This is a genomic window from Methanocalculus pumilus (assembly GCF_055382585.1).
On the sequence record NZ_AP042393.1, the window covers coordinates 550598 to 566018 of the forward strand.

Genomic DNA, 15421 nt, shown 5'->3' on the forward strand with positions numbered 1-15421 from the left:
AATTTCGGTTGCAGGATATGTGCCTATCTCACTCACTCCACCAGTTATTCAGCCCTGGTTACCAGTTCACTGAGGTATCCGTTTGTATCGGATGGATGGGATCTCTACACCTGTGTAGCATGTATAATAGGAGTATATCGTCTTTCATGTATTTTCCAGATAGGTATGGCGGGTTTTTATGAAGCATACTCATGATCCCTATTCGATAATTTATCCTGAGATCCTTGCGATCGCATCAGATGATGGTACAGCAGTTGAGCTTATCGAGCGGTTTGACTGTATCGGCGGTGCAATGTGGGTGAAGCGACATTATGGACAGAGCCCTCTTGTGCAGCAGGTGCGGACAGTCGGACAGACAACCCGGTATCTCCTCTCTCCCGGAGCAGTCGATCTCGACCTTGTTGGATCCCGATTTCCGGCAGGGATCGCCCGGGTGGCGGTATCTGAGAACGAGATCGGTATCACCTATCTCGGCATGGGTGGTGGCGGTGTTGGGGCATCCATCTGCCGTGCAAACGCGACCGGGGTGATCCGGTCGGAATCAGATCCCTGCGGGGGTGGGAAGGTGGCTGGCTCACGGATTGTGCTACCAAGGCTTCAACGTCTCATCATCGGTGTAGATGATACTGATACGCCGGAAGCCGGTGCCACCTGGACGCTCTGCCATAATATTGCCCGTTCTATTGAGGACGAGAAGACCCGGTATCTCTCCCACACAATCGTACAGCTCTACCCAGTTGTATTCAGGACAAAGAACTGTGTTGCGGTGGCATGCGAGTTTGCGACATCGGACCCGGCCGGATGCATCGATCGCTTCGAGAAATTATTGCGTGAACATACCCTCTCGGATGAGACCGGTATGGCCGCATACACCGGATTTGATCCCTCCCCTCTTGAAGAGTACGCATGGAAGGTAAAGCGGGGCGAGATCACCCGTTCTGAACTGGATACTCTTCTTCCCCTCCTTGATGTCCGGCTCTCCGGCCGTGGCCTGATCGGTGCGGTTGCAGCGATCCCGTTTATAACCAGATTTGAGGAGGCTTTGGAATTATGCGATGGGTCGAACTGAAGGCGGAACTCCTCGCCATCGGTTCATGCAGGCTCACCGGAGTGGATGCATCCGGCTATATCGAATCTTCCGCAGCAGGTCCCGGAGCCGGGGGTGCGGGCTCGATCTTCTTCTCTAAGGGTGGGAAACGGGTCAGGCTGTCTGTCTCTTCAGACTCTCCTGTTGAAATCAGGCACGACGGCGATGGGCAGGTTCACCTTGTGTTTGGCAACATAGAAACAACCGGTATCCTTGAGCAGCCTGCCCTTCACTGCCCGCGCCAGGCATATATCACCGTTTCCGGCCGGTGCATCTTCTCCTGCAGGTACTGCCCGGTGCCGCTCAACGAGGGGCGGGTGAAAACTCCTGAAGAGATTGCAAAGATGATTGAATCTGCCAGGGATCGGATCGATGCAATATCAATCACAAGCGGGGTTGTCGGTTCCATTGAAGACGAAGAGCATCGGGTAACTGAGGTGCTGAAGCGGATCGGAAAACAGGATGTACCAATCGGGGTTTCGATCTACCCCACCCCCCATACTCCCGATCTTCTCTATTCCGAAGGTGTCAGCGAGGTGAAATTTAATCTTGAAGCGGCAACACCCGCACTCTTTGGGGAGATGTGCCCCGGACTCTCATGGGATGAAATCATCGATTCGCTTGACAGCTCCGTTGCCCTCTTCGGACGTGACAGGGTCTACTCGAATGTGATCCTCGGTCTTGGCGAGACTGATGAAGAGATGGAAAGCTGCATCCGGCTGCTTACAGGACGTGGTGTCATTCCGGTCATCCGGCCGCTCACCCCGGCAGTAGCAGTTGCATCATACAGGCGGCCGTCAGCCGAACGCCTGCTCAGAATTGCTGATGTCCACTATGATGCCCTGAAGAAAGCAGGTCTGGATACAACAAAAGCCCGCACGATGTGCACGTATTGCACAGGCTGTGATATTGTTCCCGGGAGGGATTATGAATGAAAGGATATGAAGCCGTAGCAGAAGCCCTGAGAGATTGTGTTGATACCATCTATACCGTACCGGGGTATCCGGTGACAGAGATTGGTGATTGTGTCTCTGCCCTGATGGTCATAAACGAGAAGACCGCCCTTGAATATGCACTTGGAGATTCTCTCTCCGGGCGACGTTCCTGTGTGATTGTGAAACATGTCGGGATGAATGCCCTCTGCGATCCCCTTATCAATGCGACAACACAGGGCCTTGTATCCGGCGTTGTCATCATTGCTGGTGACGATCCCGAGGCTTTATTCTCCCAAAATGCCCAAGACTCCCGGTATTTCGGCGAACTTGCACAATGCCCGGTGATCGAGCCTGATAGAGAGACACTATCTGCTGCCGTAGCAGCTGCTTTTGAGGCATCAGAACGTTTCTCACGGGTGGCTATTCTCCGCATCACCCCAACCCTCCTGAACGAGGAGATCCAGCCGATAGAAGCAGTCCAGATGATACGGCATGGCAGGCTTGCCGATTCTGATCTCACAATCGCAGGCCGGATTACCAGGGCTGATAAGGGGACTGCCGGACTCTTTGCATGGGCAGAGCGCTCACCACTCAATCGGATCAAAGGCGGTGCCAAAGAGATCGGCGTTGGCGCAGTCGGGGGTGAGTCTCATATTGCAATTCCCTATCCGCCCCCCCCGGTCCCGGCCGGATCACGGATCATCGAGATCGGAAGGCCATTTGTGAGGGAACACCAGCAGCTGCTCCCCCCACAGGCAGGACGTTCATTGGAGCGTTTCACCGATCGTGGGTTTTTCCGGACATTCTGTTCCGGCTGCCCCTTCAAACCACTCTTTTCGCTTATGAAAGAGCGGAAGATGCAGGTGATCCCGGATATCGGATGCTCATTCCTCCTGATGAATCCTCCGTACTCGCTCGGTATTGCCAGCTATTGTCTTGGCTCGTCTATTGCCGTTGCCGCACAGAGTACAGGGGTTGCTGTTATCGGTGACGGTGCTCTTCTCCACTCCGGCATAAACAGCCTGATCGACTGCAGGGAGAAGGATATTCCTATTCTGTTAATCGTCCTTGCCAACAGCCGGATGGCAATGACAGGAGGCCAGTTTGTCCCTGATATCAAACCATATCTGTCATGGGCGGATCCACTTGAGATCCCGGCAGAAGATACTGAAAGCCTCTCAGAAGCGTTATGTATTCCGGAAACCGGCCAGAAGGTGATCATTGTCCGTGGAAGATGCCCGGAGGAAGCAGCATATGAAAAAGTGGAATGTTGAGATCTGTGATGTAACCCTCCGGGATGGCGAACAGACCCCGGGTGTATCGTTCTCTTCGGAAGAGAAATGCCGGATCGCCGATCTCCTTGATGAGATCGGTGTCGATGTCATTGAAGCCGGTTTTCCGATAGTCTCTCATAACGAAGCGGGGTGTGTCCGTGATCTCTCCCATATGGGTCTTGATGCACGGATCTGCTGCCTCTCACGGGCACTGAAGGCGGATGTGGATTGCGCTATCGGGTGCGATGTCGATATGATCAGCATCTTCATCGCAACGTCAGACCTTCATATGCGGATCAAGTACAAAAAACCCCGTGAAGAGGTCCTCGAACAGGCACTCAGAATGGTTGAGTACGCCCATGATCATGGTATCCAGGTGCGTTTTGCCGCAGAAGATGCTTCAAGGACAGATATCGCATTTCTCCGTGAGATGTATCTGAAAGGTGCCGAATATGGAGCAAATTATGTCTCTTATGCAGATACGGTAGGCTGCCTCACACCTCTTGAAATGGCAGGCATAATAGAATCCCTCGTTGTCGATCTTCCGATCCCGCTCTGCATCCACTGCCATGATGATATGGGCTGTGCTGCTGCAAATACCATCACTGCTGCTGAACGGGGGGCATACCAGCTTCATACGACTGTGAATGGTATCGGGGAGCGGGCAGGAAATGCATCACTTGAAGAAGTGCTCTGCGCCCTGCGATTCAAGGGAGGTGTTGATCGCTACGATCTCTCACACCTCCTGAAGCTCAGCAGGGTGGTCTCAGATGCGTCCAAAATACCGGTTCCAAAGATAAAATCGATTGTTGGAGAACATGCCTTTGCCCATGAATCCGGGATTCACATCGCTGCACTCATTGAGGATTCATCAACGTACGAGTATATCCATCCCAACCTGGTTGGTGGGGAACGGCATTACCTTCTCGGTAAGCATACCGGCAAAAAAGCGATTGCACATATTTTACAGTCAATGGGGCATGATCTTGGGGAAGAACAGATCTGCTGGATTCTGGATCAGGTGAAGGCGAGGGGCGAGCACAAATGCTGCATCACTCATGATATCCTCCTCCAGCTTATTCATCAGGCTGAACTGGAGGTTCTCGCATGACTCAGACGCTCACTGAAAGGATTCTTGGTGGAAGTGCCGGAGAATACGTTGATCGGAGGGTGGATCGTGCGTATGTACATGATGGTACCGGTATCCTCACCCTTGAGGCATTCCGTTCGATGGATGTTCCGGCTGGCATGAACCCGGAGCAGATCTCGGTTCTCTTCGATCATATCTGCCCTGCAAATACCGGGCTCACCGCTGACCTCCAGCGTGAACTCAGGCAGTATACACGCTCTGTAGGAATGCAATTCTCTGACTGCGGTGGTGGCATCTGCCACCAGATTATGAGTGAGGGGTGTATCCTTCCCGGTGAGGTGGTGGTGGGAGCTGATTCCCACTCCTGCACGGGAGGAGCATTCGGTGCCTTTGCCACAGGTGTCGGTGCAACCGATATGGCCGCGATCTGGGCCTCTGGTGAGACCTGGTTCCGTGTGCCTGAGACGATCGGCATCACGCTTGAGGGAATGCTTTCCGGTGCCGCAGAGGCAAAAGATCTCGCTCTCTCTGTTGTGTCGTGTCTTGGAATGGAAGGTGCGACATACTGCGCCCTTGAATATAGGGGCGAGGGTGCTGCAACACTTCCTATGGAGGATCGGCTCTGCATCTGCAACATGGGTGTTGAGACGGGAGCAAAGAACGCGATCTTCTCTGCTGATCCCATCTGCCGGGAATACCTTGGGTCATATGGACATTCAATCGATCTCCAGATCCCTTCAGACTGTAGCTACCACAGGGAGGTGACAATCGATCTCGATGAAATCGTTCCTCTCGTCGCCCCTCCCCACAGGGTCGACTCGGGCCGGCCGGTCGCTGATCTCGCAGGAACCGAGGTGGATCAGGTGCTCCTTGGCACCTGCACAAACGGGCGCTACAGCGATCTGAAGAAATTTTCAGATATCGTCCGTGGCAGGCAGGTGAAGGTACGGACAATAGTCGTTCCTGCATCACGGGATGTGCTTCTTCGTGCCACACGGGATGGTATCTTTGCCGATCTCATTGCTGCTGGCTGTATAGTGATTTCTCCCGGATGCGGCCCCTGCCTTGGTATGCATAACGGTGTTCTTGGGGATGGCGAGGTCTGTCTCTCCACTGCGAACCGCAACTTTAAAAACCGGATGGGAGTTGGAGGCTTGATCTACCTTGCCTCACCATCCACCGCAGCTGCAACTGCACTTGCCGGATGCATCACTGATCCGGAGGTGCTGGTATGATTACAGGGCAGGCTGTCTGCCTTGGACCAGATATCGACACTGATCTCGTCATTGCCGGACGGTACCTCAGGACAAAGGATCGGTCTGTCTGGGGGGCACATGTCTTTGAAGATCTCGATCCCTTGCTTGCCGGTAGATTATCCGGTGCGGTCATTGTTGCCGGGAGGAACTTCGGGTGCGGCTCATCACGCGAACAGGCAGCCGTTGCGCTCAGGGAAGCTGGTGTCGTTGCAGTCGTCTCCCCTCTCTTTGCCCGCATCTTCTTCAGGAATGCAATCAATGTCGGCCTGCCGGTGCTTGAGGCGGATCTCGCCTGCCGGGATGGCGATCAGATCGCAATCAACCTCGATGAAGGGGTGATAGAGGTGGCAGGGACCCGCTCTTCCTTCACCCCGCTCTCGCCCCGGATGCGTGACATTCTGGATGCCGGGGGTCTGGTCCCATACTGGAGGGGGAAGGCATGATATTCCCGCCTGAATGCAAGGTGGTCGGCCATGCCTTTGAAAAGCCTGTCGGAGACAAAGTATACTTCCTCTCCGAATACCTTGTCCGGCGGGTTCGGGACGGGTTTGAACTTCTCAAGGTGACACCTGATCCCGATGGCACCGGAATGATGCGGAAGATCCTCCATGAGGAGGTGCTCGCAACCGTAGACGAGACAGTAATGTACTCTGAACGGGTGAACCAGCACAATCGTGCGGGTATGGTCAGGCGTGCCCTCTCAACAGGAAAACGCTGCACGATCTTTGGGGCAATGGACGAACATATGAACTTCGTCCTGGATCCCGATCTCTCTCTCTTTGAAACTGTGCATGTCTATGATATCAGGCCCCCACGGGCCAATCTCTCGGTGACGATCGAGAGCCTTGAAGAAGAGGGGCTTCTTGGAGAGCTGAACTGCGTCTTTGATCATCATGTCCGGGATATCTCCAGAATTGATGCCGATGTCTTTCCCTGTCGGGCAGGAGGATTTGAGAAGACCCTTGACATGGATCCGATGGAGGGAGGGGAGCGGGTGGCAGGCTGCCTGACCGGAAGGCAACTCTATCAGGAGTGTTATGGAAACAACTTCACTTCCATTGATATCTGTCCGCTCTCCTCTGTATCGCAGGAGCCATTTATCGCACGATGCTGCAGGAAGGAACGGAGTGGGGTAGGGATATATAATGGCTATTTTGGTGCGGTCGTCCACTGGGGTGCATCACCGAAGATGGTTCTTGATGCAGTCTATAAGATGATGGAGCTCTGGAGAAGGAAGCAATGACCAAAATAGCACTCGTGCCGGGCGATGGGATCGGGCAGGAGGTGATCCCGGTTGCCTGGGATATCATAGAATCGCTCCACCCGGAATTTGACTCATTTGAGGTGGAGGTCGGATATGCCAGATGGCAGAAGAGTGGTGTCGCGTGCACAGACGATGATATCACTGCATTGAAAAGCGCAGATGCGATCCTTTTTGGTGCGATCACCACGCCCCCGGATCCCTGTTACCAGTCGGTCATCCTCGGAATCCGGCAGGCACTTGATCTCTATGCAAACCTCCGTCCGGTGAAGGGTGAATTGTTTGATATCATGATCGTGAGGGAGAACTCCGAGGGTCTGTACTCCGGTATCGAATGGCGGGAGAAGGATCGCGCCTGCACCGTCCGTGTCGTCTCGGTTGAGGGGAGCAGGCGGATTGCACGGGCCGCAATCAGGCTTGCAGGGGAGCGCGGCTGCCTCCTGACGATCGGGAACAAGGCAAATGTCATCAAATCCGACGTGCTCTTCCGTGATATCTGCTGTCATGAAGCAGCAAAAGCAGGCATCTCCTTTGAGGCATGCTACATCGATTCACTTGCCCTTGACGTTCTCGTCCATCCTGCAAGGTATGGTGTCATCGTTACCACAAACATCTTCGGGGATATCCTCTCTGACGTTGCCGGGTATCTTGTAGGCGGATTGGGGATGCTCCCCTCGGCCAATATCGGGGATCGATATGCGCTCTTTGAACCGGTACATGGATCGGCACCGGATATCGCAGGGCAGGGAATTGCAAACCCGGTTGCTGCGATCAGGAGCGGTGCCATGCTCCTTGAACACCTCGGGTTCCGGGATGATGCCGGGCATATCGAAGCTGCCCTCCAGGCTGTTATCCGGCGCGGGATCAAGACTCCCGATCTCGGAGGGACTGCAACCACGGAATCATTTGGGGAAGCAGTAAAAGACGAGCTTGGGATCTGATCCCGGGCGGACTGCCTTTTCCCATATCTTTTCTTCATCTGCCGGAGTAGTATACCAGTATGGTAACCGTCGGCGTCCATGTCTCGATCGCAGGCTCGATCGACCGTGCCGTATCCCGCGCTACCGAGCGGGGATGCGACACCTTTCAGATATTCTCACGCAATCCCCGGGGCTGGAGCTACAAACCCCTGACCGATGACTCTGCCTCCGTCTTTATCAAAGCAATGCAGGAGTCGGAAATCGGTCCTGCTGTTGTCCATATGCCGTATCTTCCTAATTTCGCCTCTGAGAAGGAGAACATATACTCCCAATCGGTTGAGAGCCTCTCGGTTGAACTATCGAGGTGTGCCGCTCTCCAGATCCCGTTTCTGGTAACGCACCTTGGGCATCATGGCCCTTTGGGAAAAGAGGATGGCAGACGGCGGGTGGCTGAGGCGATCAATTTCGCACTTGAAGATGCACCTGAAGGGGTCTTCCTTCTCCTTGAGAATACTGCCGGGGAGAAGAATTCGGTCGGGAGCGATCTTGCGGATATCGGGGATATCATCGGAAAAATCCAGGATCAGAAGAGGATAAAAGTCTGTTTTGATACCTGCCATGCCTTTGCGGCAGGATATGATCTCAGGACACCTGATCTTGTTGGAGAGACATTTGATCGGTTTGATTCTGAGATCGGTCTCGATCTCCTCTCGGTCATTCATCTTAATGATACAAAAGGAATACTTGGATCCGGTCTTGACCGGCACGAACATATCGGCCTTGGCCAGATTGGGGAGGAGGGGATCCGATCCATCCTCCATCACCCCCGCCTCCGGACCCTCCCTTTCATCATGGAGACTCCGGAGGATGATACCCGTGATGACATCGGCAATATCGCCAGAGTCAGGGAACTGGCGGGTTAATCTCTTTTTCTTTTACATATGATGGCGGCTGCAGCGAGCGTTCCAAAAGCAGCTGCAAGGATGCCAAAGCCCGGGGATTCTGTTGGTTCTGGTTCTTCATCTGGTTTAAAGACGAGTAGCCAGCCCTCCACATCTCCGGTATGGCGGGACCATCCCCCAACTGCAACCCTGTTCCCGGAAAGAGTTGTCACCGCTGTGAACCTTCCATCATTATCAAGCATGCGTTCAGACTCGATAACTGTGCCATTAGAACCAAGAATGGCGATAAAGGGGTTTGATGGTCCGGTTGCACCAGCAACCAGAAAATGTTCCCCAAACGGTGCAATTCCATAGGTCGCATATCCCTGGAGTTTTTCTTCCCAGATCAGATCTCCATCCTCTGAAACCCCAAGTGCCCATGCTTCACCTTCGGAATAGCCATATGGGTGGGTTCCACCAACGATCAGATACCCGTTATCCATTCTGGTGATCGCAAAGAGTGAACGTTCATCAAATATCTCTCGCCATTGTATCTCACCGGAAGAATCAATCTTTGTCAGGTGACCGTATCGGACGTTAATTGTTTCAACAGGATCTCCGGTATTGCCAACCAGAAGAAACCCACCATCATCTGTCTTTAGCATATCATGAATCGATACTCCATCATAGGTGGTTACGTCCAATAGCTCTCCATCCGGGCTATAACTGGTAAGAAATCCACTGATTTCCTCGGGATCATCAGCAGGTGACCAGGTCCACCCTGCGAGGAGAATCTCCTCATCCTGTACAATGATTGTTGCAGGTGCATCTCCAACAAGTTTTTTATTCCAGATGAGATCGCCATTCTGATCGAGCATCATCAGGTAGCCGGCTCCAGTCATTGCTGCAGTGGGGCTGTCAGGGTTAACCCATTCGTCAACTGAGGCAACTATTATTCTGCCATCCTCAAGCTCATGTAGTGCAACGATCCGTTTGCCTTTGTACGTATCTGACCAGATTCTGTTCCCCTCTGAATCAGCCTTGAAAAGAAACGCCTGTTCTTCCCTATCTGATCTGTATGCATGACCTCCGATCAAAAAACCCCCGTCATTTGCTTCTTCGATTACAAAGATGTCCGTATATGTAGCGAGGGAATAGGTTATATCCATCTTTTTTTCCGATAAAAACTCTCCTGCAGTTACTGATCCGAATAAACCGGATATGCATACTGCCAGGAGGAGCGCCCATCCTGCTCCTCGCAGGATTTTTTCCGTTCCATTCATGGTATCACTCTATTACAGTATACTATTCTTCAGAATCTAAGAAAGCGTTTCTTCTTCAGAAGTGTGTTTATCTTGGATCACCACCAATACCAGAGGCAGTGAAGGCAACATTTGATGGAACATCTATCCGGACAGGGCCAGATGGCATATCACTCTATGAGCAGAGCGGGTACGGGCGCACCGGCGAATCAGGGCTTACCCTCTCTGTTGAGGAGGCACTCTACCTCATCCAGCGGGGCAAACTGGATGTTGAAGGCTATGATTTCGATTCACTCCTGATGCAGTCGTTGAATCATCCGGAGACCGGAGCAAATTTTCTCAGATCCTTTATTGTATATCGTGACATCCGCGAACGGGGATATGTCATCCAGCCGGGCCCGCATGACTTCCGGGTCTTCAGGCGTGGCCAGCGGCCGGGGAAGGGGACGACCCAGTACCTTATTCGTGTCCTCTCCGAACGGGATCCGGTTGCTTTTCCGGTTCTCATCCGCGAAGTGGCAACCGCCGAGCATATGAGGAAGAATTTCCTACTTGCAGTTGTCGATGATGAAGAGGAACTGACCTACTATGATATCAGGTTTCACCGCCCCAAAGCCCGCGATGCTACACCTTTTGAATCAGGGGTTGTTGCTGTTCCTGCGGGCTCGTCCGCCATGGTCTTCGGGGAAGGAGCTGCTCTCCTTGAGAAACAGTGGTTTGGAACACGCCTCGATCAGGATCGGCTCATCCTCTCTCCACCTGAGGTACTGTATCTCCTTGATCAGGGGACACTTACCCTCTCAGAAACAACAATCGATCGATCCACCTATTTTGTATCTGCCCTCTGTTCCGATGATGAGCTGAAGGAGAAGCTCACTGTCTATTCCAGGCTCAGGTCGCTTGGGTACACCCCAAGGACGGGCTACAAATTCGGCCACCATTTCAGGGTTTATACCGAGAGCAATACCCACTCAGAGATGCTTGTCCACGCAATCAGGGAAGGTGCCGAGATCCCGATATCCACCATCTCACGGTCAGTCAGGATGGCCCATAGCGTGAAAAAGAAGATGTTGTTTGCCTGTGTACAGAATGAAGAGATCGTGTACATCGAGTTTGCACGGATAAAGTTGTGAGAGTACCGTTATGGAATCCGGAATAAACCCCTGGTCAAGCAACCAGAGCGTTGATATCGATCGCCTCTTTGCTGAATTTGGGATCGCACCAGTTGAAGATGTGGTAAAGATACTGAAGAGCCAGCCCCCATTCTTCCGGCGGAAGATTGTTGTCGGTCACCGGGATTATGGTCCGATTGTTGATGCGATCATCTCCGGCTCCCGGTTTAATGTAATGACGGGGTTCATGCCATCCGGCCATCCCCACCTCGGTCACCTGATGGTGATGCGTGAGGTGGTCTGGCATGTCGAACAGGGGGGATCCGGGTATGTTGCAATCGCAGATCGCGAGGCGCATGCGGTCCGCGGCCTCTCGTGGGATGCCTGCAAACAATATGGGCGTGAATATCTCGAATGCCTCTATGCACTCGGCTTTGAAGGAGTAACTTACTATCAGAGCGAAAACGAGCGGCTGAAGGATCTTGCATTTGAAGCGGCAATTAAGATCAACTTCTCGGATCTCCAGGCGATCTATGGATTCTCACAGGAGACTGCGCTTGCCCATGCAGACTCGGTTGCCACACAGGTTGCGGATATCCTGTACCCGCAGCTGATGGAAGGACCAGCGCCAACAGTTGTTCCGGTCGGAATCGATCAGGATCCGCATATGCGGCTCACCCGTGATATCGCACATAAGATGCGATGGTTCACGGTGCTGGATCAGGGTGCTGTCATCAGTGTCAGGTCAAAGAATGCCCCTGTTCATGCAATGGATGCGATTGCTGCGGCATTCCCCGGATCAAAACGGTATGAGGGGCATGTTGATATCCCCGGTGCAGACTACCTCTCTGTCTCTGAGAAAGTCCGTGCAATTGAGGTTGCGGAAGGCGGTTATGGCTTCATCACCCCCTCCTCGACGTACCACTCCTTCATGCAGGGACTGCAGGGGGGGAAGATGTCAAGCAGTGTGCCTGATTCTCTCTTCTGGTTCGATGAATCCGATTCTGATGTGAAACGGAAGGTGATGGGAGCCCTCACCGGAGGAAGGATGACGAAAGAAGAGCAGGTCCGGCTTGGAGGGGAGCCTGACAGCTGCCCGGTCTATCTCTTAAATCTCTTCCATATGGTTCCAGATGACGAAGAACTCCTTGATATCCGGACACAGTGCCTTTCAGGCTCACTCCTCTGCGGTGCATGCAAGAAGGCAACATTCGAACGGGTGAAAGAATTCCTCTCGGACTTCAAAGAGAAGAGGGATGCTGTCTCCCATATGGTGGTGTAATAGATGGAACTGACCGCAAATGAAAAACGCCTTCTGGCCGTGCTTGGGGAGCATGGCTCAGCAGAGGCATCGATCCTTGCAGATGAGCTCTCAACAGATGCCGCGGCAGTTGTTCAGTGGGCACACCTTGCCGCAGGCAGAGGACTTGTCCAGGTTAACCGCGAGGTGAAGGAAGAATTCCAGCTTACTGAAGAGGGAGATGCTTATGCCAGAGATGGTCTTCCCGAACGGCAGGTCGTCGAGAGCATCGTTGGAGAAATCCCGATGGGAGAACTCTCCCGGCACCCTCTTGCAAAGGTGGCAATCGGCTGGATGCGGAAGAATAACTGGATCACAATAGATCGCGGGATCGCAAAGAAGGCTGATTCAACTCCTGAGAGCACTGAAGAGCTTGCACTCAAAAAGATTGCTGCTGGTGTTACGGATCTGGATGACTGCGGTGAGCTGAAATCACGGGGTCTGGTCACCGTGCATGAGCAGGTGCGATGGATCATTGAGATCACACCCGATGGCAGGAAACTTATTGATGCAGGAATCGATCTCCGTCCTGAAGTTGGTACGCTTACCCGTGAGCAGATCCTCTCAGGTTCCTGGCGAAATGAAGCGCTCCGCCGCTACAGCCTGGCTACCCCTCCAAGAAGAATATATCCCGGCAAACCGCATCCATATCGCCTGATACTGGACGAGGTGCGAACCCTCCTCCTTGAAATGGGATTCTCGGAGTTTTCAGGAAACATCGTCCAGAGCGTCTTCTGGAACTTCGATGCCCTCTTTCAGCCGCAGGACCATCCTGCGCGTGAGATGCAGGATACCTTCTACCTTGATCTCACCTCGCCTCTCCCGGATGGATGGGAGAAGATACGTGATATGCACGAGCATGGTGGTAGCACATCATCGACAGGTTGGGGCGGCTCCTGGGATAAGACGAAGGCTGAAGGCTCTGTTCTCAGAACCCATTCAACTGCCCTCTCGATCCAGTATCTCGCAGCACATCCGGAGCCCCCGGTTAAGGCCTTCTCCCTCTCACGAGTTTATCGGCGTGAATCAATTGACCCAACCCACCTTGCCGAGTTCGAACAGCTTGAGGGGATCGTGATGGATGAGGGTGTCACCTTCAGCCATCTTCTCGGGTTCTTAAAAGAGTTCTATCACCGGATGGGGTTCCCGGATGTCAGGTTCCGGCCTGCGTACTTCCCCTACACGGAACCCTCTGTCGAGCCTGAGGTCTGGGTAGATGGCCTTGGATGGGTGGAGCTTGGAGGTGCAGGGATCTTCCGTGAAGAGGTGACCTCGCCGTTTGGGATCACACATCCTGTTCTTGCATGGGGCCTTGGCATCTCGCGAGTTGCGATGCTCCGGCTGGGCTTGAAAGATCTCCGGCAGCTCTATAAGAGCGATATCGACTGGATCCGAAATACTCCCTCATACCGGAGGATCTAGGAATGGCAATTATTACACTGAATTATGAGTATCTCGAGCGCCTCACAAAAACCGATAAGGATACGATCCTAAAAGCCCTGCCGATGATCGGATCTGATATCGAACGGATTGAAGAGGATCATGCCGATGTCGAGTTCTTCCCTGACAGAACCGATCTCTACTCAGTCGAAGGGGTTGCACGGGCAATGCGGGGCTTTCTCGGGATCGAGACAGGGCTGCCCGAATACCCGGTTCTGGAATCTGAGATTACATTCTCTGTCGATTCCGGCCTTGCCGGGATCCGCCCGGTGCTTGGATCGGCGGTGATCCGAAACCTCCGTTTTGACGATGCCTCGATCGAATCGGTGATGGCGCTCCAGGAAGCGTTACACTGGGCGATTGGGCGTGGGCGATCCAAGGTTGCAATCGGGGTTCATGATCTCTCAACGGTACAACCTCCATTCAGGTACATTGCATCTCCACGTGATCGGCAGTTTGTGCCCCTCGATTATACCGAGCCGATGACGATGGATCAAATCTTATCCGTTCATCCAAAAGGAAGGGCATATGCAGGTATTGTCGAGCATTTCGACCGATTCCCATTGATCGTCGATGCGAACGATCAGGTTCTCTCATTTCCCCCGATCATCAATGGGGAACTGACACGGGTCACGTCAGATACCACCGATATCCTCCTTGATGTCACCGGCACCGATGAGAGGGCGGTACAGAATACGGTAGCGATCATCTGCTCTGCCTTTGCAGAAGCCGGCGGAACGATTGAATCGGTCACAATTGACGGGCAGAAGACCCCCTCGCTGGCACCGGTTGAGCGGATTATTGACTGTGATGAATGTGCACGGCTCATTGGTGTTCCGCTCACACCGGAATCGATCGTTCCGCTTCTTGAGAAGATGCGTTTTGGAGCTGTTCCTCTTGAAGGATCAAAGGTGCGGGTAACCATCCCCTGCTATCGGGCGGATATCATGCATGACTGGGATATCTTTGAGGATGTTGCCATTGCATATGGGTTCGACCGGTTCCCGGCTACTCTTCCCCCCACCTTCACCATCGGAACAGAGGACCCCATAAGCCGCCTTGCCCGTATTGTCTCCGGGATTGCAATTGGTCTTGGCTACACGGAAGTGATGCCGTTTACCCTGACAAACGAACGAGTCAGCTATGATCAGATGCAGCGGCCACGATCTGATGCTGCACTGAAGGTGCTCCACCCGATCTCAATCGAGAACACCATCATCAGAACCGATCTCCTGCCGATGCTCCTTGAGATCCTTCAGCTGAATAAACACCGTGAACTACCTCAACGGATCTTCACAGTCGGTGATGTGAATGATGGTGCGCTCACCTACCAGAAGATGGCATGCGCTGCCATCCATCCCGCAGCGGACTTCTCAGAGATCTATGCGATTGTGGATGCAATTCTGCGGGAAATGGGTATTGACAGACTCACCATTGCCGAATCTGAGGATCCTGCTTTCCTTTCAGGAAGGCAGGGTGCTATCATGAATGGATCGGAAAAAATAGGCTGTTTCGGGGAGATTCACCCCGATGCAATTGTGGCATTCGATCTCGAACATCCGGTGATCGGGTTTGAGATCGATCTGAGACCGTTCCTATGATT

General features: G+C 53.2%; 14 protein-coding genes. 13 read left to right on the forward strand and 1 reads right to left on the reverse strand.

The annotated features are described in order from the left end of the window. Positions 1 to 178 precede the first annotated feature (178 nt). The 9 genes from mmp11 to ACZ44I_RS02950 are packed head-to-tail and all read left to right on the forward strand — an operon-like array spanning position 179 to position 8746. The gene (gene mmp11, locus ACZ44I_RS02910) at positions 179 to 1069 is read left to right on the forward strand and encodes a methanogenesis marker protein 11 (protein ID WP_464548921.1); all 891 of its coding nucleotides are present in this window, start codon (positions 179 to 181) and stop codon (positions 1067 to 1069) included. Next, the gene (locus tag ACZ44I_RS02915) at positions 1051 to 2022 is read left to right on the forward strand and encodes a radical SAM protein (protein ID WP_464548919.1); all 972 of its coding nucleotides are present in this window, start codon (positions 1051 to 1053) and stop codon (positions 2020 to 2022) included. The genes mmp11 and ACZ44I_RS02915 overlap by 19 nt, the downstream gene beginning before the upstream one ends. Continuing rightward, positions 2019 to 3296 (forward strand): thiamine pyrophosphate-dependent enzyme, encoded by a 1278-nt coding sequence (locus ACZ44I_RS02920; protein ID WP_464548917.1) that lies wholly within the window; start codon positions 2019 to 2021, stop codon positions 3294 to 3296. Before ACZ44I_RS02915 ends, ACZ44I_RS02920 begins: the two co-directional genes overlap by 4 nt. Next, the gene (locus ACZ44I_RS02925) at positions 3277 to 4407 is read left to right on the forward strand and encodes a homocitrate synthase family protein (protein WP_464548915.1); all 1131 of its coding nucleotides are present in this window, start codon (positions 3277 to 3279) and stop codon (positions 4405 to 4407) included. The genes ACZ44I_RS02920 and ACZ44I_RS02925 overlap by 20 nt, the downstream gene beginning before the upstream one ends. Beyond that, positions 4404 to 5621, forward strand: coding sequence for a 3-isopropylmalate dehydratase/homoaconitate hydratase family large subunit (locus ACZ44I_RS02930; protein WP_464548913.1), 1218 nt, complete (start codon positions 4404 to 4406; stop codon positions 5619 to 5621). The genes ACZ44I_RS02925 and ACZ44I_RS02930 overlap by 4 nt, the downstream gene beginning before the upstream one ends. Further along, positions 5618 to 6085 (forward strand): LeuD/DmdB family oxidoreductase small subunit, encoded by a 468-nt coding sequence (locus tag ACZ44I_RS02935; protein ID WP_464548911.1) that lies wholly within the window; start codon positions 5618 to 5620, stop codon positions 6083 to 6085. The genes ACZ44I_RS02930 and ACZ44I_RS02935 overlap by 4 nt, the downstream gene beginning before the upstream one ends. Continuing rightward, positions 6082 to 6885: a DUF7714 family protein gene (locus ACZ44I_RS02940; protein WP_464548909.1), complete on the forward strand. Its 804-nt coding sequence runs from the start codon at positions 6082 to 6084 to the stop codon at positions 6883 to 6885. Before ACZ44I_RS02935 ends, ACZ44I_RS02940 begins: the two co-directional genes overlap by 4 nt. After that, on the forward strand, positions 6882 to 7844 hold the full coding sequence (locus ACZ44I_RS02945) for an isocitrate/isopropylmalate dehydrogenase family protein (RefSeq protein WP_464548907.1): 963 nt from the start codon (positions 6882 to 6884) through the stop codon (positions 7842 to 7844). Before ACZ44I_RS02940 ends, ACZ44I_RS02945 begins: the two co-directional genes overlap by 4 nt. A 59-nt stretch (positions 7845 to 7903) precedes the next feature. Next, a complete protein-coding gene (locus tag ACZ44I_RS02950; protein ID WP_464548905.1) occupies positions 7904 to 8746 on the forward strand; it encodes a deoxyribonuclease IV in 843 nt (280 codons plus the stop codon). On the opposite strand, the gene ACZ44I_RS02955 is transcribed toward ACZ44I_RS02950, so the two are convergent. Further along, positions 8743 to 9873: a hypothetical protein gene (locus tag ACZ44I_RS02955; RefSeq protein ID WP_464548903.1), complete on the reverse strand. Its 1131-nt coding sequence runs from the start codon at positions 9871 to 9873 to the stop codon at positions 8743 to 8745. The two genes, ACZ44I_RS02950 and ACZ44I_RS02955, sit on opposite strands and share 4 nt — an antisense overlap. Positions 9874 to 10085: 212 nt before the next feature. Between ACZ44I_RS02955 and endA the strand changes: the two genes are divergently transcribed. Genes endA through pheT form a run of 4 tightly spaced genes read left to right on the forward strand, consistent with a single transcriptional unit; the run spans position 10086 to position 15419 of the window. Beyond that, positions 10086 to 11099 carry a tRNA-intron lyase gene (gene endA / locus ACZ44I_RS02960; protein WP_464548901.1) on the forward strand — a complete coding sequence of 338 codons (1014 nt, stop codon included), beginning with the start codon at positions 10086 to 10088 and terminating at the stop codon, positions 11097 to 11099. A 10-nt stretch (positions 11100 to 11109) separates the two neighbouring features. Then, the gene (locus ACZ44I_RS02965) at positions 11110 to 12360 is read left to right on the forward strand and encodes a tryptophan--tRNA ligase (RefSeq protein ID WP_464548899.1); all 1251 of its coding nucleotides are present in this window, start codon (positions 11110 to 11112) and stop codon (positions 12358 to 12360) included. A gap of 3 nt (positions 12361 to 12363) precedes the next feature. Next, positions 12364 to 13800, forward strand: coding sequence for a phenylalanine--tRNA ligase subunit alpha (gene pheS / locus ACZ44I_RS02970; RefSeq protein WP_464548897.1), 1437 nt, complete (start codon positions 12364 to 12366; stop codon positions 13798 to 13800). A gap of 2 nt (positions 13801 to 13802) precedes the next feature. Then, positions 13803 to 15419, forward strand: coding sequence for a phenylalanine--tRNA ligase subunit beta (pheT, locus tag ACZ44I_RS02975; protein WP_464548895.1), 1617 nt, complete (start codon positions 13803 to 13805; stop codon positions 15417 to 15419). Positions 15420 to 15421 lie beyond the last annotated feature (2 nt).

Bases quoted from the DNA above. Each gene is read 5' to 3' on its own strand.
- mmp11 (WP_464548921.1), top strand. From the start codon at position 179: ATGAAGCATACTCATGATCCCTATTCGATAATTTATCCTGAGATCCTT.
- ACZ44I_RS02915 (WP_464548919.1), top strand. From the start codon at position 1,051: ATGCGATGGGTCGAACTGAAGGCGGAACTCCTCGCCATCGGTTCATGC.
- ACZ44I_RS02920 (WP_464548917.1), top strand. From the start codon at position 2,019: ATGAAAGGATATGAAGCCGTAGCAGAAGCCCTGAGAGATTGTGTTGAT.
- ACZ44I_RS02925 (WP_464548915.1), top strand. From the start codon at position 3,277: ATGAAAAAGTGGAATGTTGAGATCTGTGATGTAACCCTCCGGGATGGC.
- ACZ44I_RS02930 (WP_464548913.1), top strand. From the start codon at position 4,404: ATGACTCAGACGCTCACTGAAAGGATTCTTGGTGGAAGTGCCGGAGAA.
- ACZ44I_RS02935 (WP_464548911.1), top strand. From the start codon at position 5,618: ATGATTACAGGGCAGGCTGTCTGCCTTGGACCAGATATCGACACTGAT.
- ACZ44I_RS02940 (WP_464548909.1), top strand. From the start codon at position 6,082: ATGATATTCCCGCCTGAATGCAAGGTGGTCGGCCATGCCTTTGAAAAG.
- ACZ44I_RS02945 (WP_464548907.1), top strand. From the start codon at position 6,882: ATGACCAAAATAGCACTCGTGCCGGGCGATGGGATCGGGCAGGAGGTG.
- ACZ44I_RS02950 (WP_464548905.1), top strand. From the start codon at position 7,904: ATGGTAACCGTCGGCGTCCATGTCTCGATCGCAGGCTCGATCGACCGT.
- ACZ44I_RS02955 (WP_464548903.1), bottom strand. From the start codon at position 9,873: ATGGATATAACCTATTCCCTCGCTACATATACGGACATCTTTGTAATC.
- ACZ44I_RS02965 (WP_464548899.1), top strand. From the start codon at position 11,110: ATGGAATCCGGAATAAACCCCTGGTCAAGCAACCAGAGCGTTGATATC.
- pheS (WP_464548897.1), top strand. From the start codon at position 12,364: ATGGAACTGACCGCAAATGAAAAACGCCTTCTGGCCGTGCTTGGGGAG.
- pheT (WP_464548895.1), top strand. From the start codon at position 13,803: ATGGCAATTATTACACTGAATTATGAGTATCTCGAGCGCCTCACAAAA.